We start from the raw sequence: 23505 nt of genomic DNA, 5'->3' as shown, positions 1-23505 counted from the left end.
CGCTTTGCATAAATTTGCGACAAATTATTGCACATGGCGCCAGTAAGAGTGCCAGCGCATGAAGGGGGTGTCAGATGATCAAGGGCCGTTCGCGTGCCGCGTGCAGCGCAATATTCCGCAACAGCGTTTCCGTTTTTGCATTAACGGTGGTCGCCTCCGGTGCGGCGCATGCGCAGGACAGCGCAACCACTGACGACCAGGCCGCGCAGGCCCAGCAATCTTCCACCGGCAGCACGGAAGCGCCGTCGCAGGCCTCGCCCGGCGACGACATCGTCGTTGTCGGCGTCCGCCGCGCCTTGGCAACATCGCAGGACATCAAGCGTAACGCCAACACCGTCGTCGATTCCATCACGGCGACCGACATCGGCGCCTTCCCGGACAAGTCCGCGTCCGAAGCATTGTCCCGCGTTCCCGGCATCACAGTGAACCGGTTGCAGTCCGCGGACGACAGCACCCACCCGTCGGGCGAGCCGACCAGCGTCCTGATCCGTGGCCTTCCATTCGTGAAGACCGAGTTCAACGGGCGCGACAGCTTCTCCGCGGACTCGGCCCGGGGGCTGAACTTCAACGACGTTTCGCCCGAGCTGCTCGCCGGTGTCGACGCATACAAGAATTTAACTGCCGAGATGATCGAGGGCGGCATTGCGGGCACGGTCAATCTGCGCACGCGGTTGCCGTTCGACAGCAAGGGACTGCAGGCAACCGGCACCTTCCGGATGAACTATGGCGATCGTTCAGGACGCTGGACGCCCGAATTCTCGGCGCTGGTCAGCAATACTTGGGATACGGAAGCCGGCCGCTTCGGCCTGATGGCCGATTACGCCCAGTCCCATGTCGTGACGCGGACCGAAAGCGTCATCATGGATAAGATCGACACCTATTGCACCGGCGGCTTCGGCACGCAGGCCAGCGCAACGATCACCAATGGCGCGGTTGCCTGCAACGGCAATCCGTTCGGCGGCACGGGTTGGGCCTATGCGCCTGATGGGGTGCGGTTTTCCGAAGTCGACTATGATCGCAAGCGGCGCGGTATCGCTGCGGCCGCGCAATATGAGAATGTCGCCGGCAATTTCCGTCTGACCGCGCAATATACCAACTCGCATTACAAGAACGCCTGGTTCGAACGAGCCAGCCACGCCATCTTCGACGGCAATTACTTCGGCACGCCCGCCTTCTTCCCGCGGACCAGCACTATCCTCGGCCCCGCGCCCGGAACACCCGCGCTTGCGTTCGGATCGGATGGCATGCTCCAGTCCGGCGTCTTGACCCAAGGGCATGGCTTCTGGCGTGGAAGCTTCGAGAGCGACCAGGCGGCGGCCGACACCGGCTCGGCCGTGCCCGGCATTCCGTTCGTCAATTCCTGCGCGGGTGGGACGAACCGTCCCTGCTCATCGCTTCGGGACGGAATGCGTTTCGAAAATGAGGCGCGGAATTTCGGTCACCGAGAAGGAACGAAGGATTATTCGCTCAATGCGCGGTGGGACGTTACCGACCGCCTGCACACCAACTTCGATGTGCAATATGTCGATGCGACCACTTACAACAACGATATCCTGGTGGCCGCGGGATCGCTGGCGAACATGGACTATCGGGTGAACAGCGACGGCACCCCGCAGATCACCTCGCTGCCCGGATCGAACGTCAACTACGCCGACGGCGGGCTGGCCAATCCTCACAACTACTGGATCCCGTTCATCCAGGGTCATGTCGAGGACAATGACGGTACCGAACTCGCGCTGCGTGCCGATGCCGAATATGACTTCGACGAAGGCGGATGGCTGGACTCGCTGAAGGTTGGCGTCCGCAATGCCGAGCGCAAGCAAACGGTGCGTTACTCTACCTTCAACTGGACGCCAATCGCGGCCAGCTGGAACTGCAACGGTCCGGGATTCAACGCGGACAATACGTCGCCGGCGCCCTATCCCGCGTGCGCCGCAGGACATCCGCCGTTCCAGGGTTATGGCGATGGCATCTGGGAGTCCTACGCGCTGGGCGGAGGCAACTTCTATGACGGCGACGTCTACGACAATGGCGATCTCGTCTATCTGAACCGCGACACGCTCCGCGATTTCGACCGGCTGATCGGCGCGCTTGGCGGCGCCGCCACCAATTCGCCGATCGGAAGCGGCTACACCGCCATCTGCGATCGGCCCGAGGCGACGGAGCATGATTGCTTCACCCCGTCGGAGGTGATGCGCCTCAAGGAACGGACGCTCGCCGGCTATGCGATGCTGCGGTTCGGCGGCGACGATACGACCTTGTTCGGCAACGTCACGGTCAAGGGTAACATCGGCCTGCGCGTCGTTCGCACGACGGAGAACAGCCGCGGTTCGGTCGCTTTCCCGGCAGCGACGACCTTGCTGTCGCTGCCCGCTTGCGGGACCCCGCTGTCGGGCAATGCGGTGGTCAATCCGCGTTGCTACCTGACTGCCGACACGATCGCGTTCGCCAGCGGCGGCGGCACGGACGACACCTACAAGGCGTCATTCACCAATTGGCTGCCAAGCTTCAACCTGCGCTTGGGCCTTCCCGACCGCACCTACGTCCGCTTCGCTTACTCTCGCGCAATCTCGCGGCCGGACATTGGCCTGTTGCGCAACTTCGTGTCGATCAACGCGCCGGTCATCAACACCGGCCCGGACTCGCCCTACGTGGTTTATAATTCGCCCACGGCGGCGCACACGGCGGCAAACGTCACGGGGTACAACTTCGTGTTCCGTGCCGAAGCGGGCAATGCCGGCCTGAAGCCGGTCGTCGCCGACCAGTTCGATGTCTCGTTCGAGAAATATTTCGGACCTAGCAGCTCCTTCACCGTGGACGCCTTCTACAAGAAGCTGCGCAACACGGTTTCCTACGGCCTGTTTACCCGGCAGTTCACGAACAATGGATCGACCCAGAATGTCGAAGTGCGTGGGCCGGACAATGAAAAGGGCGGCGGCAAGCTCTACGGGTTCGAAGCGGCGTTCCAGACCTTCTTCGACTTCCTGCCACAGCCGTTTGACGGGCTGGGTACCCAGCTCAACTACACCTACGTCAAGCAATCGGGGATCAACAATTCCAACTTGATCAATGCGACGTCGGGCGGTGGCGTTGGCGCGGTCGGCATCGGCGTTCCGGTGGAAGGCGGAACGGCGCTGATCGACTCCCACAAGCTGCAGGGCATATCCAAGCACACGTTCAACGCCGTGGCCCTTTACGAAAAGGGACCGCTCGGCGTTCGCCTCGCCTACAACTGGCGCTCGCGGTACCTCACCAACAACCTCGACTGCTGCATCGGCCTTCCGGTGTACCAGAAGGCCGCGGGCTTCCTCGACGGGTCGATCCGCTACTCGATCAACAAATACCTCGAACTGTCGCTCGACGCATCGAACCTGCTGAACACGACTACCGTGTACGAACAGCAGATTTTCGGTGACTCGATTGCGACGCCCGGCGCCAAGCCGGTCTACTTCGACTCTGCCTGGAACCGGGTCGACCGGCGCTATCAGTTCGGCGTCCGGGTGAAGTTCTAGGCAACAGGAGCGACGCGGTGGGGACGTGGGGCCGGAAATCGATGATCCCGGCCCCACGGCATCCTCCCCGCTGCAAAGGCACATGGCGATGAGCTCCGCCCCCATCTTCAACGTCCTTATCGTCGGTGGCGGCACCGCTGGTTGGATGGCGGCGGCCGGTCTTCGCCGGATCCTCCCGGAGCAGGATTATGCGATCCGGCTGGTTGAATCCGAACAGATCGGCACTGTGGGGGTGGGTGAGGCGACGCTTCCGCACATCAAGCTCTTCAACGACATGCTGGGGCTCGACGAGGCCGAGTTCATGGCCGAGACCGGCGCCACCTTTAAGCTCGGCATCGAGTTCGGGGACTGGCTACGGACGGGTCACAGCTACATCCATCCATTCGGCGCCTTCGGTGAGCCTTGGGCCGGGGTCGATTTTCAGCATCATTGGCTACGTGCGCAACATTGCGACGTCGCGGTCCGTCCACTCCAGGATTACTCCCTCGCCGTGCGTCTGGCACGGGAAGATCGGTTCGGCTTTCCCGCAGGCGAGCACGGGAACATCGGTTCGACCTTCTCCTACGCCTATCATTTCGATGCGGGCCGCTACGCCGCCTACCTACGGCGGTGGTGCGTCGACCGCGGCGTCGAGCGCGTGGAAGGTCGCATCACGGGAGTTCACCGTAACGGGGGCAGCGGCGACATTGCTGCCGTCCGGCTCGAATCGGGCATCGAGCTGGAAGCGGATTTGTTCATCGACTGCTCCGGTTTCCGGTCCATGCTCCTCGACCAGACGCTGGGCATCGCTTGGGAGGATTGGGCACATTGGCTGCCGTGCGATTCCGCGCTTGCGGTGCCCTGCGCCAGCGGCGGCGAGCTGACCCCGTACACGCGCTCGACGGCCAAAGCAGGCGGCTGGATCTGGCGAATTCCGCTGCAGCATCGCACCGGCAACGGCTATGTCTTTGCCAGCAGCTTCCTGCCGCCCGACAGGGCTGCCGAAGCGCTATTGGAGCAACTCGACGGGGAGACGGATGCCGATCCCAAGCTGCTTCGATTTGCAGCCGGCCGCCGGGCCCTCGCCTGGAAAAACAATTGCGTGGCGATCGGCCTGTCGAGCGGCTTCCTGGAGCCGCTGGAGTCCACCAGCATATACCTCATCCAGGCCGCCATCATGGACCTGCTGAAGCTCTTCCCGCGTCGTGGAAGCACGGCCGACCCGCGGCTTGCGGCAGAATATAATCGGCTGTTCGGCATGCACTACGATCGCGTTCGCGATTTCCTGGTGCTTCACTACGTCGCCAATGACCGTGTCGGAGAGCCGCTGTGGGACTATCTCCGCGCCATGCCGCTGCCGGATACGCTGCGGCACAAGATAGACCTGTTTCGCTCGCGCGGCACGACGCCAGACTACGAACTCGGCCTCTTTTCCAAGGACAGTTGGCTGGCGGTCCTGGCGGGTCAGGGGATTGTCGCGGAACGCTATGACCGCTGCGCCGACGCGATGGGTCCCAGGCAGCTGGAGCAGCGATTGCGCGACCTCGAGGCCCGGCTCGACCGATGTGTTTCAAGCCACGCCGATCACGGCACGTTCGTGGCACGCTATTGCGCCGAGCCTTACCGGCAGGAGGTCGCATGAACGCGCCGCCGCGCAACGTGGTGGTGGTCGGCCGGGATGCGGAGCTGTGGCTTGCCGCCGCCGCCATCCGGAGAGCGCTCGCGATGTCGGACGTTTCGGTCGACGCCGTGCAGCTGCCCAGCAAGTTGCCGGCTTGGGCGGTGGTGCCCACGCTCCCGCCGATCGAAGCGCTGCATCGCCGCATCGGGATCGACGAGCGCGAACTTATAGCCGCCACGGGAGGCAGTTTCTCCCTTGGCTGGCAATTTGGCCAGTCAGGCGACGGCTTCTTCCACGCCTGGGCGTCGTACGGACATGCGATTGCCGGGCAGGACTTTCTTCCGTGCTGGCTTCGGGCGAGCCGCTTCGGTCTTCGCCTGCCATTTCAGGATTTCTCCTTGAGTGCCGTCGCCGCGCGCACCTGCCGGCTGATGCGGCCGGATTCGGAGACCGCCCGGTTCGGCCGCACCGATTTCGCGTATCAATTGCCCGCCCACCTCTACGCGGCCCTGGTCAAACGTCACGCGCTGGCGCTCGGCGTAATCGGCCACAATGCCGCCGACTTGGATGTCGAGCGCACTCAGCACGGGAACGTCAAGGCGGTGTGCCTGCCGGGCGGTGCTCGGCTTGGGGCCGATCTATACGTAGATGCGACGGGTACGGATGCCTTGCTGATAGGCCCCTCGCGCGCGGAGGAGCCTGAGGCCGGCCTTGTGGACCGGCTGCTCACCAGCCATGCGCCTCGGCTGAAGCGGCTTCCGCCGTTCGCCAGCGTGGTGCCGAGCAGCGGTGGGTGGACGCTGCTGCTGCCGACTCAAACCGGAACGCATGTCGCGCATGCCTTCAGCAGCGAGTGCGAAAGCGACGAGCATGCGGTCCGTGCCGCGTCAAACGCAGCACAGTTCGATCTCCGTGAAATCTCGATCACGCCGCTCATCCAGCGAACCACCGGCCCTCACTGGGCCGGAAACGTGGTCGCCATCGGTGCTGCCGCCGCCTCGTTGGATCCGCTCCACGGCGCCGGCCTTCACTTGGCGCAGCTGGGCATCGTCCACTTGCTGAATCTATTTCCGGTTTCCGCCGACCACCATGCCGAGCAGGACGAATTCAATCGGGTGATGTCGGAAAGTGTCGCGCGTATCCGCGATTTTCAGGACGCTTACTACAAGCTGAGTTCCAACAAGGGCAGCTTGTGGAGTCGCGCGCGGTCGCGCTCGGTTTCACCCGATCTGGAGCATCGTATTGCGACCTTCATGGCGCGCGGCGAGGTGGCGCCGCTCGAGCATGAAAGCTTTTCGCACGACAGCTGGCGCGCCCTGTTCATCGGCCTTCGGGTCCTGCCGGAAAGCTGGCCACCCAGCGTGGACCATGTGCCGGTGGAGACGCTGCAGGCCGAGATCGGCGGCATGGTCGAATTCATCCGCGCCAAGGTCCTTCAGCAGATGGATCATGGCGCGCACTTGCAGCGGCTGGCGCATGCCTCGTCCTGACCATCTCCAATTCAACTCCGCGACCGGGTCGCGTCTAGGCGAGGAAGTGCACTGATGTCGTCAATCTTTACGCCGGCTCGTTTGAAGGCGGTACGTTGGGCGCTAGGGGGCGCCGCGCTTGCACTCGTGCCGTCGGCCGGCGCCGCCGCGACGCGCGAATGCGCGCAGTCGCCAAGCCGAACGATCGAAGTGTGCGTGACCGTCGATCAGGGCAGGGCCCTCTACACGGTCGCCCGGGGAGGGCGGCCGGTGATCGCGCCCTCCGCACTTGGCCTGTCCTTTGCCGGCGAAGCCGCGCCGCGGTTCGCCGCCATCACCGCAGTACGCCGCCACTCGGTCGATAATAGCTGGGAGCAGCCGTGGGGTGAGGAGCGGGTGATCCGCGATCGCCACAACGAACTGGCGCTGACGCTGAGCGGCGACACTGCACTCAACCGGAATCCGACCGTCGTCTTCCGCATCTTCGACGACGGGCTCGGCTTCCGCTACCTCTATGACGGCATCCAGGCCGGCCGGGCCGTCCAGGTCACCGGCGATAGCACCAGCTTTCACCCGGTCGGCGAGTACCAAGCCTGGTGGTACGATGGACTAGGTCAGGAGCGGGACGAGTATCTCTACACCCAGACCGATGCGCGTCGAATAACGCTGGCCGAAACGCCGCTGACTCTGCGCCGGTCTGACGGGCTGCATCTGTCCTTTCACGAGGCGGGCCTGGTGGATTTTCCGAGCATGCTCCTCGCCGGCGACGGTGCGGGGGCGCTGACGGCACGGCTGATGCCGTGGCCCGATGGCGTGCTGGCGAAGAAAACAGGACCGTTTGCGACGCCTTGGCGGACAATTCTGATTGGAGACACTGCGGCGGCGCTTGCGGACAGCAGGATCGAGCTGAACCTCAACGAGCCCAACAAGCTCGGCGACGTATCCTGGGTGAAGCCCGGCAAATATGTCGGCATTTGGTGGGAGATGCATCTCCAGAAGTCGACATGGGGGAGCGGCCCGACCCACGGAGCCAACAACGCCAATGTGCGCCGCTACATCGACTTCGCCGCCAAATATGGATTTGACGGCGTGCTCGTCGAAGGCTGGAATGAAGGGTGGGACGGCGATTGGATCGCCAATGGCGACAAATTCAGCTTCACGCGCAGCTATCCTGACTTCGACCTGCCGGCGCTGTCCGCTTATGCACGCTCAAGGGGCGTCCGCATCATCGGCCATAACGAGACGGGCGGCGGCGTCGAAAATTATGAGCGTCAGCTGGAACAGGCGATGGCTCTGTACGAGCGGAACGGCGTCTCCGTGGTCAAGACCGGCTATGTTCGCCACAGCGGAGACATCGTCGATGCGGCGGGCGGCAAGCAGTGGTTCGCCGGTCAATATATGGTTCGCCATCATCTGAAGGTTGCTCAGGTCGCGGCGCGGCATCGTATCGCCATTGACGCGCATGAGCCGGTCAAAGACACCGGTCTGCGCCGCACATATCCCAACATGCTGAGCCGCGAAGGCGCGCGAGGGCAGGAGTTCAATGCCTGGGGACGTCCCACCAACCCGCCCGAGCATATGACAATCCTGCCGTTCACTCGGCTGCTCGGCGGGCCGATGGACTTCACGCCCGGCATCTTCGACCTGACCTTCGGCAAGGAGAAGCTGGAAGAGCGGGTGCAGTCGACCCTAGCGACGCAGTTGGCGGAATATGTGGTGGTCTACAGCCCGGTGCACATGGCCGCCGATCTCCCGGAGAATTACGAGGCGAACCCGCGCGCCTTTCAGTTCATCCGCGACGTGCCGACTGACTGGGACATCTCCCGAACGTTGCAGGGCGAAATCGGCGACTTCGTCGTCGTCGCGCGGCGGCAGCGCGGTGGCGAGGATTGGTATCTCGGCGCCATCACGGACGAAAACGGCCGCGATGTGGCGCAGCCGCTGACCTTCCTGGAGCCGGGGCGCACCTATGAAGCGCAGATCTACCGCGACGGGCCGAACGCCGATTTTCGCACCAATCCGCAAGACCTGCTCATCGAGCGCAAGCAGGTCACCGCGGCCGACACGCTAAGCGTCCACCTGGCACCGGGTGGCGGAGCCGCAATTCGCTTCAAGCTCCTTCGCTAGTTCCGGCTCAGGACCTGCATTTTTGCTAACCACGGCGGCGTTCCGACCCAACTCCGTTGTGGACGAAATCTTAAGTCTTCGTGCCTACCACGCCGTTCGTGTTCACTGATCAAGGCCATGCATCCCCCGCCAGCAAGGCTCAGCCGGCGACGCAGAATGCGCGGCGAGACGCGATCGTGCTCACGGTCCTCATCGCGGCCGTCATGCTGCTGATCTGGAACGGCAGCACCTTCTTCTCCGAAATCAAGATCGCGGGGCAGCAATTCAGCCGCGAAATTCAGATCGCAAGCACGGCCCTGACCCTCAACGTCGCGCTGATCCTGTTCGGATGGCGCCGCTACGTCGACCTTCAGCATGAGGCCGAGTTGCGGGCGGACGGAGAACGGCGGGCGGCGATCATGGCCTCCACCGACGCGTCCACGGGCCTGAACAACCGCAAAGGCTTTGCGGATCGTGGCCAGGAACTTCGGGAAAGGGCAGCGCTCGGCGGCCAGCACCTCGTCATCATCTCGCTTCAGATCAACCGCTTCAAGGCGATCAACGACCGCCATGGCTATGAAGCGGGAGACGAGCTGCTGAAACTGGTCGCCTCCGCCATGCAACAGGCAGCGGGGGAGGGCGCCATTGTCGCCCGCATGAGCGGTGATGAGTTCGCGGTGGCGATGACCTTCGCGGAAGAGGATGTGACGGACGCCGAATGGGTTGCGGACGCGCTTCTTCGGGCAGTGACCCGCCCATTTACCCTGGGCGAACGGATGATGCAGGTGGGAGCCTTCGCAGGCCTAGCCTCGGCCGAGCCCAGCGACGCCGGCATCCCCGACCTGCTCCGCCGCGCTGACATCGCCATGGATCGGGCTAAGAGCGGACGGGTGGCGCGACCGGTCTGGTTTGACGCTGGGATGGAGCGCGCGCTCCTGATCCAGGACGAAATCGAGCAGGGTATCAGGTTTGGCCTCGATCACGGCCAATTCGTGCCTTATTTCGAGCCGCAGGTGGACCTCGAGACAGGCAAGCTGATCGGCTTCGAGGTCCTGGCGCGTTGGGATCATCCGCTGAGTGGCATCGTGGAGCCCGACCGCTTCATTCCCGTCGCTGAAGAGATCGGACTGATCGACATCCTGTCCGAGCAGGTCATCCGCCAGGCACTTGCCCAGTCCGCCGACTGGGATCCGTCCATCAAGATTTCGGTCAACATCTCGCCGCTTCAGCTCGCCGACAGTTGGCTTGCTCAGCGGATCGTCCGGATGCTGACCGAGACAGGGTTCCCGGCGGAGCGGCTGGTCGTCGAAATCACCGAAAGCTCGCTCTTCGCCGACATCGATCTTGCGCGAACCATTGTGACCAGCCTGAAAAACCAAGGGATCAGGCTCGCGCTCGACGACTTCGGGACGGGCTTCTCCTCCTTGTCGCACCTTCGCTCGCTGCCCTTCGACCTTATCAAGGTCGACCGGGCATTTGTCACCAACATCCAGTCGAACAAGGAAAGCACCGCCATCGTGCGCGCGGTGACGACGCTCGCCGGCGCCTTGTCGGTCCCGGTCCTCGTCGAAGGGATCGAGAATGAGGCGACCCATGCGGTGGTGTTGGAGCTTGGCTGTCAGATCGGCCAAGGCTGGTACTTCGGCAAACCGATGCCGGCGGAGCGCGCGCTGCAGCTGGTGAATCAAACCCAGCGGGAGCGGGCATCGGCCCACCAAATGTCTCCACGACCGTCCAGCCGGGCGGCTTCGAACTAAACAGCCTCGCTGCGGAATGCCGGTGATCCCACTTTGGGACGGCCGGATCGCACGCGGCTCGTCCGGGTTCTACACATGGTAAAAACCATGTTAAGGAATTGGCGTGACCGCCTACCGACCCGCCCTTGCACCCGACCCGCGCCGCTTCGGCCGCCGGATCGTCCTGCATGCTGATGCGGCGCCGGCCAATGCTTCACCGACGATCAGCAACGACGTCCGCCTGTTCGCGACGACCTTCGCGGCCGGCTTCCTGTTCGTGACGTTGATGCTCGCTTAGGACGCGCTTGCGGCCGCAGCTTCGCAGGCACAGTGCAGTTTCCACCCGAGCCAGGCCGCCACCACGCTCGCCAGCGACACGATCAACAAGCTCTGAGCGACGCTTACGTTCAGGAACCCGATCGCCACCGCCTGGATCACCGAGGCCGCGACCATGAAACCGGAATTCACGATATTGTTGGCGGCGACGGTTCGCGCTGTTTCGGACTTGGGGACCGTGGTGGTGAGAAAGGCGTAAAGCGGAACAACGAACATGCCGCCGGCCACCGCCACGAAAAACAGGTCGGCCACGACAAGCACGCCGCGGGGGCTCTCCACGAACTCCCGCACCGGCACCAAGGTCGCCGACGCCGGCCAGTTGCGGCACAGTAGGTAGAGCAGGAGCACGAACAGGCCCATCGCAAGCACCGCCGCCGGCGCGTAGCGCGCGGACACTTCACCCTTCAGAAGGCGATTGATCGCGACCGATCCGACCGCGACGCCGACCGAGAAGATGGCGAGGAACAGCGTTGCCACTCCTGACGTCCCGTTGAACACGTTCTTGACCAGCGGTGGGAACTGCGCCGCCAGCACCGCGCCCATCGCCCAAAAGAAGCTGATCGCCATGATTGCCAGGAACAGCCGGGGGATGTGCATGGTCGCCCTGACGAGGGTCACCGACGCACGAACGATGTGCCAGTCCATGCCGCGCTTGGGAAAGCCCGGGATTTCCGGCTCATCGACGGAGGGTGCGGCGGGCACGAACGATCCGGCGACGCGGCCGATTAGCGCGACGGCGATGACGGCCACCGCTGCCCATTCGGCATGATAGGTCCCGTCCGGCCGCTGCAGCACCAGGAGACCGCCCAGGATGGTCCCGCCCAAGATCGCGATGTAGGTCCCGGCCTCCACCAGGCCGGTTCCGCCAAGCACTTCCTCCGGCTGCAGATGCTGCGGCAGGATCGCATATTTGATTGGGCCGAAAAACGTCGAGTGAACGCCCATCGCGAACAAGGCCGTGAGCATCAGCGCCGGGCTGTGCATCAGCAAGCCAGCCGCCCCGACGATCATGATCAGGATCTCGGCCGTCTTCACAATCCGAATAATGGCCGCCTTGTCGCGTGCATCGGCGAGCTGGCCGGACAAAGCGGAAAGCAGGAAGAAGGGGGCGATGAACAGGCCGCCGGCAATGGCGCTGAACGTCGCTTCATGTGCCTCGTCCCGGTAGATGCCGTAAATGACCAGCATCACCATCGCGGTGCGGAACAGATTGTCGTTGAAGGCGCCGAGGAACTGGGTGACGAACAGCGGCAGGAACCGGCGGGTCCTGACCAGATGAAGCGAGTCGTTCATCGACGAACGGGCAGGCGACGGGAAACAAGGATCATCTCACCGCTCTAGCGTCTTGATTTCGCTCGGCAAGCGCGCCGGCTTGCTCAAGTGGCCCGTTCGATGACAAAGCGGTCGAGCATGCTGTCCTTGCCCAACCTCCTCACGCTGTCGCGCATCTTCGCGGTGCCGATCCTGGTGTTCCTGCTGTGGCGGCCCACCCCGTGGATTACGCGATCACCTTCGTTCTCTACTGCGTTGTCGGGATCACAGACTATTTCGACGGCTACCTGGCGCGCGCCCAGGGGCGGATCTCGCGCTTGGGTCAGTTTCTCGATCCCATCGCCGACAAGATCATGGTCGCGGGCGTCATCGTGATGCTCGTGTCGACGCGCAAGATGAGCGGTGAGCCGGAGATCCACGGGCTGCACATCGTGCCTGCGCTGATCATCCTGCTTCGCGAAATCATCGTCTCGGGGCTGCGGGAATTCCTGGCCGGACTGCAGGTGTCCGTGCCCGTGAGTGCGCTTGCGAAGTGGAAGACCACCTTCCAGCTGGTGGCCCTGGGCGCGCTGATCCTGGGTGGCTCCGTTCCGGACCAACCATGGGTGCACGATGTGGGGCTTGGAAGCCTGTGGGTAGCCGCTGCACTGACTCTGATCACCGGCTACGACTATTTACGGATCGGCCTACGGCACATGGATTAAACAAAGGGGCGGCTGCTCGCGCAACCGCCCCCGTGCCGCTTCAGTTTGCTGAAAAAGCTTACTGATACTCAGCGGTCAGTTCGAACGTGTTGCTGTAGACACCGGCGGCCTGATCAGGATCGATCTGGAATTCGCCGCCGACATAGACGGTGAACTTGCCATCAGAACCGGCAGTCTTCGAGCCGGTCGTGGTGTCCATTTCCATCGACACGATGTCCACCGCGCCGACCGCGCCGACAAGCGTGCCGGAAGCCGGGGGATTGAGGGTCAGCGAGACGCTCTGGCCGGGTGCCGCCAGGCCGTCGAAACGGGCTGACTTGGCAAGCGCGGAAAGCGCCGACACGCCGCCCGTGACATTCTGGACCGAGCCCGCCGACGCGCTGACGCTCACGGTGCCGCCCAAGCTGGTCGGGTCAACGGTGACGACGCCGAAGTCCAGGTCTTCCGTCTTGGTCAAAGACTGTGAGGTCAGGACCGTGCCGCGAGCCGTGGCTTCGGCGGTCGACGTCACCGTCGCCGTCTGAGCAGCGGCCGGCGTGGCCACTGCGAAAAGTGCGGCAGCAGCCGCAGTACCGAGAAGATAACGCATTGTTGGTTCCCCACACGAGTAATCGAGGAGGCCTAAATGCCAGCCGCGCCTCAAGGAGCATTAAACGTGCTTGGTTCCCGAGAAATTTACCATTTCCACGTCGTTCCGGGCCGTGGGCGCCTGCTGGACAATGGCATTGGAAGAGACAAGGGGTCCGCAGTGATGATGAAAAAGCCATATTAGCGGCCAAACCCGGTTCCGAGCCGACGACTCAGCAGTGGTGCACAAACGGGTAATGATGAAGGTGCGGGAAACCCTCGCTGCTGCGCTCAGCGATGCCAATAAAGGCGATCTTCGCCCCGTCTTATAATCGAATGCTTCTGTCTCACTGACCGCTTTTCCTCGTTTCGATCTGTCACCGATCAGGCCTAGCCTGCCTATCCAATGCGATAAGGAGAGGTGAGACATGGACGCGAAGACCGGCGAAATGGGATGCCCATTCGACAAGCCGACGACGGTGCGGGGGCTGCTCGGGCGGACCAACCGCGACTGGTGGCCGGACCAGCTTCCCGTCGACATCCTCCACCAGGGCGGCACCTCGCCCGACCCAATGGGCGACGAGTTCGATTATGCCGAAGCGTTCAAGAAGCTCGACTACCACGCGCTGAAGGCCGATCTCACCGCTTTGATGACCGACAGCAAGCCTTGGTGGCCTGCGGACTATGGTCACTACGGCCCATTCATGATTCGCATGGCCTGGCACGCGGCCGGTACTTACCGCACCGCCGACGGAAGGGGCGGCGCCAATAGCGGGCAGCAGCGCTTTGCCCCGCTCAACAGCTGGCCGGACAACGGCAACCTGGACAAGGCCCGGCGCCTGCTGTGGCCGATTAAGCAGAAGTACGGCAAGCATATCAGCTGGGCCGACCTGTTCATCCTCGCTGGCAATGTTGCCATCGAAAGCATGGGTGGGCCGGTGTTCGGCTTCGGCGGCGGCCGCGCCGACGTGTTCGAGCCTGAGAAGGACATCTACTGGGGCTCGGAAGAGCAGTTCGTCGGCCATGCGGACAACAAGACCCGCATCCTTCCCGAGGAAGAACTGGAGCTGGAAAATCCGCTCGCCGCCATCCAGATGGGCCTCATCTACGTCAATCCGGAAGGCCCGGGCGGCGTGCCCGACCCGCTTCAGTCCGCCCGCGACATCAAGATCACCTTTGAGCGCATGGCAATGAACCATGAGGAGACGGTAGCGCTCGCGGCCGGCGGCCACACCTTCGGCAAGGCGCACGGCGCGGGCGACGCCAGCCTGGTCGGCGAGTCGCCCGAAGGGGCGGACATCTCGCTTCAGGGCCTCGGCTGGGCCAGCGCTTACGAAAGCGGTATCGGCGAGCATACCATCACCAGCGGCATCGAAGGCGCCTGGGTGAACACGCCGACGCAATGGTCCGAGAATTACTTCCGGCTGCTGCTCGACTATGAGTACGAACTGGTGACCAGTCCGGCCGGCGCCAAGCAATGGCAGCCGATCAACCAGCGCGAGGAGGACATGGCGCCGGCAGCGCACGACCCCAACAAGCGCGTGCCGACCATGATGACAACGGCGGACATGGCGCTTCGCGAAGACCCGGAACTGCGGGCGATCTCCGAAAAGTTCCGCAACGACCATGAAGCGTTCAAGGACGCCTTCGCCCGTGCCTGGTTCAAGCTGACCCACCGCGACATGGGCCCCAAGGTCCGTTACCTCGGCCCGGAAGTGCCGGCCGAGGACCTGATCTGGCAGGACCCAGTGCCGGCTGGCTCCACTCCATCCGATGCCGACGTCAGCGCCTTCAAGTCGAGGATCCTCGATGCGGGCTTCACCGTCGGCCAGTTGGTCAAGACCGCCTGGGCTTCGGCATCCACCTACCGCCGCTCGGACCATCGCGGCGGCGCCAATGGCGCGCGCATCCGGCTTGAGCCGCAGCGTGGCTGGGCGGTGAACGAGCCCGAGGAACTGTCCGGCATCCTCGCCAAGATCGACGAGTTGCGTGGCGGCCTATCGATGGCGGACGCGATCGTGCTGGCCGGCACGGCAGCGGTCGAGAAAGCGGCGCGCGATGCCGGCTTCGACGTCGAGGTGCCGTTCACCGGCGGCCGCGGCGACGCCGCTCAGGAATGGACGGACGTCGACAGCTTCGCGGTCATGGAGCCCGTTGCCGACGGCTTCCGCAACTACCTGAAGACCAAGCATAGCGTGAAGACGGAGGAACTCTTGGTGGACCGGGCCTCATTGCTCGGCCTGTCGGCGCCGGAAATGACGGTGCTGCTCGGTGGTCTTCGAGTGCTCGGCGCCAATCACAAGGATGCGCCGGAAGGCGTGTTCACGAACCGCAAGGGGCAGCTGACCAACGACTTCTTCGTCAACCTGCTGGACAATGACACCTTCTGGAAGGTGGTCGACACCAGCGGCGACGAGGAGTTCATCGGTTACGACCGCGGCGGCAACCAAGAGAAGTGGCGCGCGACCCGCACCGACCTCATCTTCGGGTCGAACAGCCAGCTTCGCGCCACCGCAGAGGTCTATGCCGAGCGTGGCAACGAGGAGAAGTTCGTCCGCGATTTCGTCAAGGCCTGGACCAAGGTGATGGATGCCGACCGCTTCGACGTTGCCAGCGGCTACAAGAATGACGAGGCGGGAATCGCCTGATTGACGAACGTGGGCCGCAGGTTCAGCCTGCGGCCCACAACAACGGCTTGGAGAGGCCGATGCACCGGAAGGACGTGGATCAGCTCGATCCGACACGCACCTATTGGGTGGTCGCGGTTACTTCGCCCGAGCGCAACTGGAGTGGGGCGCCTGGGTGCCGTCGCGGCTCCCGCTTCCTGGTCGATGCCGATACGCTTCGGGCTAGCGCCCAGGACTTCACCGCCTTCGACAGCCAGTCCGAATGTCTTCGCTGGGTGATGGCGCACCGTTCCGACCTCAACCGCAGCATGCCCCTCGCTAAGCCGAGACCCGTTCCGCTGGCGCAGTGGCTGTTAGGTCTGGACTGATCTCGCGAAGGATCCGCCGGAGCGCTGAGGCCAAGAGGTTGAACTCTCCCTCACGGGGCGACGACCGACGCCAGATAAGCGCAATTCGGCGGTATCCGTGATCCGACTTCAGCGGCCGCGCCTCGATGTTGGTGCCCTGGAGAATTCCGGCGCTGATCGCCATGGCCGGGACGAAGGTCACGCCCAGACCATTGTCGACCATCTGCACCAATGTGTGCAGCGACGTCCCCATCATAGCCGCGTGCGCCCGCATCTCCGGCCGGTTGCAGGCCGAAAGGGCATGGTCCTTCAGGCAATGCCCGTCTTCAAGCAGGAGCAGGCGGTTCTCGTCGATGGCACCGGCCTCGACTGACTTGGCGGCCGGCGCCTCGCCGCGTGGAAAGGCGACCAGCAACCGATCGTCGAACAGGGTCACGCTGTCGACATCGCCGCAACCGAAGGGGAGGGCGAGCAGGACGCAGTCGAGCCGGCCGCGGTGCAGGGCCTCGCATGCTGCGTGGCTGGTCTCCTCTCGCAGGTAGAGCTTGAGGTTCGGCCACTCGCTGCGAAGTTTCGGAAGCATCGCTGGCAGCAGAAAGGGCGCAATCGTCGGGATGACGCCCATCCGCAGCTCGCCATGCAGCGGCTGGCCGTCGGCGCGGGCGAGCTCGGTCAGCTCCTCGGCCTCGCGGATCACCGCAATCGCCTTGTCGGCGATCTTCTCCCCCAGCGCGGTGAACCGAACCACTCGCCGCGTGCGCTCTACCAATGTGACGCCGAGCAGGGTCTCCAATTCGCGGAGACCTGCCGATAAGGTGGATTGGGTGACGAAACATGCATCCGCGGCACGCCCGAAATGGCCGTGCTGGCGAAGCGCCACCAGATATTGCAACTGCTTGATCGTGGGCGGATGGACGCTCATCTGCTTAATCGAAATTTCCAATCAGTAAGACCGCTTTAAAGCAGTTGAACGATTGATGCCAGCACCCTAGATGCTGCACTGCAATAGAGATTCACCCACAACAGGAGACACATCCATGCTTACCGTTGGCGATAAGCTTCCCAGCCTTACGGTCCCCGTCCAGCAGGGCACTTCGGCGCTTCCGGAAGGCGAGACGCTGAACCTCGCGGAGACCAACGGCAAGTGGAAGATCCTCTTCTACTGGCCGAAGGACTTCACCTTCGTCTGCCCGACGGAGATCGTCGGCTATGGCGACCTAAAGGGTGACTTCGAGGATCGCGATGCCGTGCTGATCGGTGCGTCCACCGACACCAGCCACGTCCACTTCGCTTGGCGCAAGTCGGACGAGCGCCTGGCCGCCGCCGACTTCCCGTGGATCGCGGACAATTCGAAGAAGCTGGCGGAAGCGCTTGGCATCCTGCATCCGGAAGAAGGCGTCGCCTATCGCGCCACCTTCATCATCGATCCGGATAACGTGATCCAGCACGTCACCGTCAACGGCCTCAACGTCGGCCGCAACCCGGCGGAGACGCTGCGGGTGCTCGACGCGCTGCAAACGGACGAGCTGTGCCCGTGCAACTGGACGGAAGGACAGGATGTCCTGAAGCCGGTCGCGGCCTAACACCCTTACGAGTAGCTGCGGTTCCCCCTGTTCCGCAGCTTCCGGCCCGATTGCTCGGTGCCGTGAGCGGGCAGCCGCGCCCCCTTGGCTGCTCGCCTCCCGCGGCAGAGGTTTCAGCGTTCCCGCTGGCCTCTGCCTCGGGATTACCCCAAGACCTTCGGAGCTGCCCCCCAATGTCGCTTAAGCAATTCGCCGACACTTTGCCGGACTACGCCAAGGACCTCCGGCTCAACATCTCCTCCATCCTCAGCGACCAGCTTCTGGGTGACGAGCGCAAGCTCGGCCTGTTGCTCGCCTGCGCTCACGGCTCTGGCTATCGTCCACTGGTGGCAGCCACGGAGTCGGAGATCGAAGGTAAGCTGAGCGACCAATATGCCAATGCCGCGCGCGGTGCGGCGGCGCTGATGGCGATGAACAACGTCTATTACCGTTTCGTCCACCTGGCCTCGAACCCCGAATATGGGACGCTGCCGGCCAAGCTCAGGATGAACTTCATCGGCAGCCATGGCATCGACAAGGACGATTTCGAGCTTTTCTCGATCGCCGTATCGGCGATGAACGGTTGCGGCATGTGCATCGACAGCCATGAGCGTGTGCTTCAGCAGCATGGCGTCAAGTCGGACGTCATCCAGTCCGCGGCCCGCATCGGCGCGGTGATGAAAGCCATCGCGACCGTCCACGCGGTGCTTTGATCCACAAGGGGCGCGGAATCAGGCCACTGTGCCGTGCTGCGAACGGGCTGTGCCAATCCGGGACCATACCGCTGAATACCGCCCTAAGACCCGGTCTTCAGGACTCGCCTACCGTTAATTTTTGATTTACAGGCGATGAGATCATGAGTCCTTCACGGCTGGTTAGGCCTTGTTCTGGGGTGGGGAAAATGCGGACGTTGACGAAAAGCTTTGGCGCCATGGCGATTGCCTGCGGTGCTTTTTTCGCGTCACCAGCTTCCGCGCAGATCAAGTATAATGGCGTCGAATATGGGACCGGCAGCACGCTGGGCTTCACCTTCGACGGCGTATCGGGGAGCAATACGGTTTCCGGTTTGGGTAGCTATCTGACGTTGACCTATACCGGCGTGAACGGCACCGGCGATTATCTGTTCGACTTCACCATCAAGAACCAGCGTTGGCCACGACTCGTCGAAGGTGACGGCCTTTGGCTTCAACACGAGTCCCGCGCCGCTGATATCGGCCTCTTCGGAGGACAGCCTTTACTCCAAGGTGTCCAGCGGCAGCATCGCCAACGGATACCAAGTGCTGTTCTGCCTGACGGGCGGTAAGGGCAAGAATGACAATAATTGTTCGGGCGGGTCCAATATCGGCGTGCCTGTGAAGGACACTTGGAGCGGAAGTTTTATCCTTGCCTTCAGCGGCGATACCGCTCCCGCTCCTCTGACCTTCAGCGACTTTCACACGCGCTATCAGAGCACCTCGTCGAACGGCGGCTCGGCGACGGGCAACCTGACGCAGTTTGCCGATCTTACGCCGAAATTGGTTTCACCGGTTCCGGAAGCGGATGTCTGGGCAATGTTGATCGTCGGCTTCGGCGCAGTCGGCTTCCAGGTGCGCCGTCGCCGTCAGCGCCTGCAGCTGCGCGCCGCCTGATCCGCTGAGCGCGTCGGCGCTCACAACCAACATACTGATTCGCAGGCGTTTCTTTTGGATCTGGAGCGAATGCTCGGCGTTTTAGCTTCAGTGTCGTTTCCCGACCGTCGCTTCTGCCGACCCCGCTCGAGGCGATAACCTTTCAAAGGCTCCGAGGCTTAGCGCCCGGAGCCTTTTTTTATCGCGCCATTTCGGCCAGCCAGACTTACCGGCGACAGGCGGACATTCGGCCGGGAAGCCGCTAGGCAGGCCGCGTGAGCAGACCTGCGCAAAGCTTCGATGCAATCATCCTCGGTGCGGGCGGGGCGGGGCTGATGTGCGCCGCGGTGGCGGGGCAGCGGGGCCGCAAAGTGCTGTTGCTCGACCATGCCGACGCACCCGGCAAGAAGATCCTGATCTCGGGCGGCGGCCGGTGCAATTTCACCAATGTGAACGCGGGCCCGCAGCAATATCTTTCCGCCAACCCACACTTCATGAAATCGGCACTGGGCCGCTATACAGCCGCGGACTTCCTCGCGCTGGTCGAGCGGCACGGCATCGCCTGGCATGAGAAGACGCTTGGTCAGCTCTTCTGCGACGGCAGTGCCCGCCAGATCGTCGCCATGCTCCTCGCCGAGTGCGACAAAGGGGCCGTGACTTTGCAACTAAAGGCGCCACTACGTGACATCAGTCACGCCGACGGCCGTTTTAGGGTTAAAGCGGGCGACCGGATCCATGAGGCACCGGCACTGGTCATCGCCACTGGCGGCCCCTCGATCCCGAAGCTTGGAGCAACGGGCTTCGCCTATGATCTCGCCCGACGGTTCGGCCTCAAGGTGGTCGAACCCCGGCCGGCGCTGGTGCCGCTGACGCTTGGTGGTGATCAAATTTTGTTTCGCGAGTTGTCGGGCGTCACCACCGAGGTCGTCGCCCACGCAGGGAAGGCGAGCTTCCGCGAGGCGGCATTGTTCACCCATCGCGGCCTGTCCGGCCCGGCGATACTTCAGGTCTCATCCTACTGGCGACCGGGCGAGGAGGTGGGCGTCGACTTCCTCCCGAATGCCGTTTCGGGATGGCTCCTGGCTGCGAAACGCGAACGGCCCCGCACCCGCTTGCGCGGCTTTCTCGGCACCATGCTTCCCGAACGGCTGGCGACGACGTTGGTGGACCGGCTTGGCATCGATGGCGACCTTGCCAACCTGCCCGACCGCAAGCTGATGCATGCCGAGGCGCAGCTGGGCGACTGGCGCTTTCGCCCAACCGGCACGGAGGGGTTTGCCAAGGCCGAAGTCACCGTCGGCGGCATCGCAACTGCCGGCCTGTCGTCGCAAACGATGGAAGCTCGCTCGGTCCCCGGGCTGTACGCCATCGGCGAGGCGGTGGACGTCACCGGCTGGCTCGGCGGGTACAACTTCCAGTGGGCGTGGGCGAGCGGCTGGGCGGCGGGGCAGGCGCTCTAGCGCTCACTCATGCTCAACCAGACGGAGCCGGACCAATCGTCCGGCCTCGTCGCGGAGTGACCGCTCGGTGCGCTGGGGCGCCGACCACCAGCTTTCCTCGCTCGCACGCGCCTGCTGCATAATCCGGATCGTCGCCGTGGCGGTCACCTTTTGAGGAAGCAGGGTTGCAGCAACGATGAGCGAAAGCATGCGCCATGGCTGAACCCATGATGATTGCCGATCGCCTGCAACTTCGTCCGATCCGGATGCGCCTAAACTCTTAACCCGACCTCATCGGAGAAGCGGCGGGCGCGTTCATCGGCGGCCGCAACGATCGGAAGCACCGCGGAGATCTTGTCTTCAAGCCGCCGCCATTTTTCAGCTGACGGCTTCGAATAGGTCATTTTCGAATAAGGCAGTTCGTCCGGAAGCCGGACGTCCCAATCGATACCGAGCCTGCTGGTCAGCCTGCTCAACAATCCGTTCGGATCGGCGATGAGATCGTCGTAAGCGATCGCGACCACATTCGACTGGTTGGCAAGATCGTCGAGGATGATCTCGGTGGTCCGCGCCCATTGGGCGGCAACAACTTCCATTAGCGGCTTGCCGATCAGGTCTCTCCAACCTGGAACCAGCAACAGCGACCAGGGAAGTCCTGTCCATCCTGGCAGCTGCGGATATGTGGTGAACCGTCCTGTAGCCCAGGCTTCCGCCATGCTGGCCAAGGTAGCCCGCGGATCACGGTACAGGTAGACAAAGGTTGCGGATGGCCATGCCGCCGAGAAGAAGGGGATCCGAAGCGAGTTCTTCGGGGTCTTCTCGAGCATCCGAACAGCCCCCTCGGGAAGTTCACCCTCGGCTTCGCGCAGGTCACGATAGAATAGCTCCGCCAATTGCTCGACGTTGCTATTCGTAGCGTCGTCCTGTGTCAGTCGGTTCGACGTCCAGTTCCGTGCCGCGGGATGGAAATTCGCGACCTTTTCAATTCGGCTGTGGCTTTCCCCACCAGGTGTGAACAGACCCCGTGCCTTTGCGAGCGTCTCGAACAATAGGGTTGAGCCAGACCGCGGAGTGCTGACGGCGAAGATCGGATCCTTGATCAAGTCGCGGTACGACGGCGAACTCATGCGGTCGCGGCCTGCTGCGCCGCGCGGGCGGCGGCCACGAACCGCTGCACCTTCGCGGGCAGCACTGCATTGCCAAGAACGTAACGTTGCAGCGAGTCGAGCATGGGCCAGCCATTACGCATCATCAGCTCCTTGCCGCCGGACCGAGCAAGCTGCTCCCGCACTTCCTTGATCAGCCGAAGATAGGCAACGATGCCACTGTCGTTGGTACCGTAGACAGCCCAAACGCCAGCCCATCCGGTCACGAAACGATCAAGGATTTGCTGAACCGGGGTGAGCTTCGGATCATCATCCATCCAGTCGAAAATATAGGCGATGTGGGACTTGATCTCCCACGGCGACATCACCTCGGGCGCGTTGACTTGTTCAAACAGCAAGGGCTTTGCACCTGCGCCGCCCGGCGCCACCAGCGTCGGCTGGCTCGCGCCGGTTGCCGCGGCGTCGATCAGGTCCCAAAGAGCGCTGCTGCCGACCGTGTCGAGAACCAGGTGGATACGCAAATCCTCGCCCCGGTTCTCAACCGAATGAGGAAAGAAGGAATCGAGCAGCCAGCACTCCCCAGCGGCCATGTGCACCGTCGTGCCGTCGCAGGTGAATTCCACCCCAGGGTTGGTGACGATTGGAACGTGGATCCGCAGGTGCGTCCGCCAGTAATAATGGACGTCGACATGGTGCGGTACGGTCGCGCCAGCTTCGAGACCCATGAGCCGGCTTCGTCCCCACGGCGCATCGAGCGCTTCCATGATCTGACGAATATAAGGCGTCTGCTGGAGGAACGGCGTTGGCGCCATGGCGCCGACCCAGTCGTCTGTATGCGCACCTCCCGGACTTACGAGCCGTACGGCCAGATTGCCGTCGATTTTGGAAGGATGTTCAACCCAGGCGTCCTTGGGCAAAGCGGCAACTTCGCGCGCCAGGGTCTCCGCGCAGAATTTAAACGGAAGCTTGAGCAATGGATGAGCGACGCGCACTTCGTTAAACCTCTCGATCGTCCTTTAGCAGTGCTGGGTCAGTGGAACATCTGAAAACGAAAAGGGCGGCCCCTCGCGAGGCCGCCCTTCCTGTTTCGTCGCTGAGAAAGCGAAGAAGCTTTTCGCGTAAGCGAAGCTTACTTGAGTTCGATGGTGCCGCCGGCTTCCTCGATCTGCTTCTTGATCTTCTCGGCTTCGTCCTTGTTGACGCCTTCCTTGATCGGCTTCGGAGCCGACTCGACGAGCGCCTTGGCCTCGCCGAGGCCCAGGCCGGTGATCGCGCGGACTTCCTTGATGACGTTGATCTTCTTGCCACCGTCGCCGGTGAGGATCACGTCGAACTCGGTCTTCTCTTCAGCAGCCGGGGCAGCAGCGCCGCCGGCAGCCGGACCGGCAACCGCAACGGCGGCGGCAGCAGAAACGCCCCACTTCTCTTCGAGGGCCTTGGCGAGCTCGGCCGCCTCGAGGACGGTCAGTTCGGAAAGCTGGTCAACCAGCGCATTGATGTCAGCCATTTGTTACT

General features: G+C 63.2%; 19 protein-coding genes and 1 pseudogene. 13 read left to right on the top strand and 7 right to left on the bottom strand.

Annotated features, from left to right (window positions below; all coding sequences use genetic code 11):
- The first annotated feature begins 74 nt into the window (after positions 1-74).
- The 6 genes from G7077_RS03795 to G7077_RS03770 all read left to right on the top strand — a co-directional run bounded on the left by G7077_RS03795 (position 75) and on the right by G7077_RS03770 (position 10721).
- Entirely contained in the window at positions 75-3512 is a 3438-nt protein-coding gene (locus tag G7077_RS03795) for a TonB-dependent receptor (RefSeq protein ID WP_166410560.1), read from the top strand.
- A gap of 88 nt (positions 3513-3600) precedes the next feature.
- Positions 3601-5133 (top strand): tryptophan halogenase family protein, encoded by a 1533-nt coding sequence (locus tag G7077_RS03790; RefSeq protein WP_166410559.1) that lies wholly within the window; start codon positions 3601-3603, stop codon positions 5131-5133.
- The gene (locus G7077_RS03785; protein ID WP_166410558.1) at positions 5130-6602 is read left to right on the top strand and encodes a tryptophan 7-halogenase; all 1473 of its coding nucleotides are present in this window, start codon (positions 5130-5132) and stop codon (positions 6600-6602) included. Before G7077_RS03790 ends, G7077_RS03785 begins: the two co-directional genes overlap by 4 nt.
- 54 nt (positions 6603-6656) lie before the next feature.
- Positions 6657-8708, top strand: a complete 2052-nt coding sequence (locus G7077_RS03780; protein ID WP_166410557.1) for a glycoside hydrolase family 97 protein — start codon at positions 6657-6659, stop codon at positions 8706-8708.
- An 80-nt stretch (positions 8709-8788) separates the two neighbouring features.
- On the top strand, positions 8789-10444 hold the full coding sequence (locus tag G7077_RS03775) for a putative bifunctional diguanylate cyclase/phosphodiesterase (RefSeq protein WP_206367687.1): 1656 nt from the start codon (positions 8789-8791) through the stop codon (positions 10442-10444).
- A 103-nt stretch (positions 10445-10547) separates the two neighbouring features.
- Complete coding sequence (locus tag G7077_RS03770; protein ID WP_166410555.1) at positions 10548-10721, top strand: hypothetical protein; 174 nt, start codon at positions 10548-10550, stop codon at positions 10719-10721.
- On the opposite strand, the gene G7077_RS03765 is transcribed toward G7077_RS03770, so the two are convergent.
- Positions 10718-12052 (bottom strand): MFS transporter, encoded by a 1335-nt coding sequence (locus G7077_RS03765; protein WP_166410554.1) that lies wholly within the window; start codon positions 12050-12052, stop codon positions 10718-10720. The two genes, G7077_RS03770 and G7077_RS03765, sit on opposite strands and share 4 nt — an antisense overlap.
- Before the next feature lie 117 nt (positions 12053-12169).
- Between G7077_RS03765 and pgsA the strand changes: the two are divergent.
- A pseudogene (gene pgsA / locus G7077_RS03760) lies at positions 12170-12735 on the top strand (CDP-diacylglycerol--glycerol-3-phosphate 3-phosphatidyltransferase).
- Positions 12736-12793: 58 nt separating this feature from the next.
- Here the strand turns inward: pgsA and G7077_RS03755 are convergent.
- On the bottom strand, positions 12794-13324 hold the full coding sequence (locus G7077_RS03755) for a DUF4402 domain-containing protein (protein ID WP_166410553.1): 531 nt from the start codon (positions 13322-13324) through the stop codon (positions 12794-12796).
- A 406-nt stretch (positions 13325-13730) separates the two neighbouring features.
- Here G7077_RS03755 and katG point away from each other — a divergent pair, with 406 nt between their 5' ends.
- Together katG and G7077_RS03745 are read left to right on the top strand one after the other, a co-directional pair.
- Positions 13731-15950, top strand: coding sequence for a catalase/peroxidase HPI (gene katG / locus G7077_RS03750; protein ID WP_166410552.1), 2220 nt, complete (start codon positions 13731-13733; stop codon positions 15948-15950).
- Between the two features lie 59 nt (positions 15951-16009).
- On the top strand, positions 16010-16297 hold the full coding sequence (locus G7077_RS03745; protein WP_166410551.1) for a hypothetical protein: 288 nt from the start codon (positions 16010-16012) through the stop codon (positions 16295-16297).
- On the opposite strand, the gene G7077_RS03740 is transcribed toward G7077_RS03745, so the two are convergent.
- Entirely contained in the window at positions 16248-17198 is a 951-nt protein-coding gene (locus G7077_RS03740; protein WP_166412300.1) for a hydrogen peroxide-inducible genes activator, read from the bottom strand. The two genes, G7077_RS03745 and G7077_RS03740, sit on opposite strands and share 50 nt — an antisense overlap.
- Positions 17199-17313: 115 nt before the next feature.
- Here G7077_RS03740 and G7077_RS03735 point away from each other — a divergent pair, with 115 nt between their 5' ends.
- From G7077_RS03735 to G7077_RS03720, 4 genes are all read left to right on the top strand, one after another.
- A complete protein-coding gene (locus G7077_RS03735) occupies positions 17314-17859 on the top strand; it encodes a peroxiredoxin (RefSeq protein ID WP_166410550.1) in 546 nt (181 codons plus the stop codon).
- Between the two features lie 173 nt (positions 17860-18032).
- A complete protein-coding gene (locus G7077_RS03730; protein WP_166410549.1) occupies positions 18033-18551 on the top strand; it encodes a carboxymuconolactone decarboxylase family protein in 519 nt (172 codons plus the stop codon).
- 456 nt (positions 18552-19007) lie between these two features.
- Positions 19008-19466 (top strand): cistern family PEP-CTERM protein, encoded by a 459-nt coding sequence (locus G7077_RS03725; RefSeq protein WP_166410548.1) that lies wholly within the window; start codon positions 19008-19010, stop codon positions 19464-19466.
- A gap of 314 nt (positions 19467-19780) precedes the next feature.
- Positions 19781-20905 carry a BaiN/RdsA family NAD(P)/FAD-dependent oxidoreductase gene (locus G7077_RS03720; RefSeq protein WP_425505314.1) on the top strand — a complete coding sequence of 375 codons (1125 nt, stop codon included), beginning with the start codon at positions 19781-19783 and terminating at the stop codon, positions 20903-20905.
- A 3-nt stretch (positions 20906-20908) separates the two neighbouring features.
- On the opposite strand, the gene G7077_RS03715 is transcribed toward G7077_RS03720, so the two are convergent.
- The 4 genes from G7077_RS03715 to rplL all read right to left on the bottom strand — a co-directional run bounded on the left by G7077_RS03715 (position 20909) and on the right by rplL (position 23497).
- Positions 20909-21094, bottom strand: coding sequence for a hypothetical protein (locus G7077_RS03715; protein WP_166410546.1), 186 nt, complete (start codon positions 21092-21094; stop codon positions 20909-20911).
- A gap of 62 nt (positions 21095-21156) precedes the next feature.
- Positions 21157-22011 carry a sulfotransferase family protein gene (locus G7077_RS03710; RefSeq protein ID WP_166410545.1) on the bottom strand — a complete coding sequence of 285 codons (855 nt, stop codon included), beginning with the start codon at positions 22009-22011 and terminating at the stop codon, positions 21157-21159.
- Positions 22008-22982: an aspartyl/asparaginyl beta-hydroxylase domain-containing protein gene (locus tag G7077_RS03705; RefSeq protein WP_166410544.1), complete on the bottom strand. Its 975-nt coding sequence runs from the start codon at positions 22980-22982 to the stop codon at positions 22008-22010. The genes G7077_RS03710 and G7077_RS03705 overlap by 4 nt, the downstream gene beginning before the upstream one ends.
- A gap of 137 nt (positions 22983-23119) precedes the next feature.
- Complete coding sequence (rplL, locus tag G7077_RS03700; RefSeq protein ID WP_166410543.1) at positions 23120-23497, bottom strand: 50S ribosomal protein L7/L12; 378 nt, start codon at positions 23495-23497, stop codon at positions 23120-23122.
- Positions 23498-23505 lie beyond the last annotated feature (8 nt).

Origin of the sequence: Sphingomonas piscis (genome assembly GCF_011300455.1) — a bacterium.
In the GTDB taxonomy this organism is placed as follows: domain Bacteria; phylum Pseudomonadota; class Alphaproteobacteria; order Sphingomonadales; family Sphingomonadaceae; genus Sphingomicrobium; species Sphingomicrobium piscis.
Note: the sequence above shows the minus strand (reverse complement) of the source record. Positions and strands in the feature narration are given on the sequence as shown.

Bases quoted from the DNA above. Each gene is read 5' to 3' on its own strand.
- G7077_RS03795 (WP_166410560.1), top strand. From the start codon at position 75: ATGATCAAGGGCCGTTCGCGTGCCGCGTGCAGCGCAATATTCCGCAAC.
- G7077_RS03790 (WP_166410559.1), top strand. From the start codon at position 3,601: ATGAGCTCCGCCCCCATCTTCAACGTCCTTATCGTCGGTGGCGGCACC.
- G7077_RS03785 (WP_166410558.1), top strand. From the start codon at position 5,130: ATGAACGCGCCGCCGCGCAACGTGGTGGTGGTCGGCCGGGATGCGGAG.
- G7077_RS03780 (WP_166410557.1), top strand. From the start codon at position 6,657: ATGTCGTCAATCTTTACGCCGGCTCGTTTGAAGGCGGTACGTTGGGCG.
- G7077_RS03765 (WP_166410554.1), bottom strand. From the start codon at position 12,052: ATGAACGACTCGCTTCATCTGGTCAGGACCCGCCGGTTCCTGCCGCTG.
- G7077_RS03755 (WP_166410553.1), bottom strand. From the start codon at position 13,324: ATGCGTTATCTTCTCGGTACTGCGGCTGCTGCCGCACTTTTCGCAGTG.
- katG (WP_166410552.1), top strand. From the start codon at position 13,731: ATGGACGCGAAGACCGGCGAAATGGGATGCCCATTCGACAAGCCGACG.
- G7077_RS03745 (WP_166410551.1), top strand. From the start codon at position 16,010: ATGCACCGGAAGGACGTGGATCAGCTCGATCCGACACGCACCTATTGG.
- G7077_RS03740 (WP_166412300.1), bottom strand. From the start codon at position 17,198: ATGAGCGTCCATCCGCCCACGATCAAGCAGTTGCAATATCTGGTGGCG.
- G7077_RS03735 (WP_166410550.1), top strand. From the start codon at position 17,314: ATGCTTACCGTTGGCGATAAGCTTCCCAGCCTTACGGTCCCCGTCCAG.
- G7077_RS03730 (WP_166410549.1), top strand. From the start codon at position 18,033: ATGTCGCTTAAGCAATTCGCCGACACTTTGCCGGACTACGCCAAGGAC.
- G7077_RS03720 (WP_425505314.1), top strand. From the start codon at position 19,781: ATGTGCGCCGCGGTGGCGGGGCAGCGGGGCCGCAAAGTGCTGTTGCTC.
- G7077_RS03715 (WP_166410546.1), bottom strand. From the start codon at position 21,094: ATGCTTTCGCTCATCGTTGCTGCAACCCTGCTTCCTCAAAAGGTGACC.
- G7077_RS03710 (WP_166410545.1), bottom strand. From the start codon at position 22,011: ATGAGTTCGCCGTCGTACCGCGACTTGATCAAGGATCCGATCTTCGCC.
- rplL (WP_166410543.1), bottom strand. From the start codon at position 23,497: ATGGCTGACATCAATGCGCTGGTTGACCAGCTTTCCGAACTGACCGTC.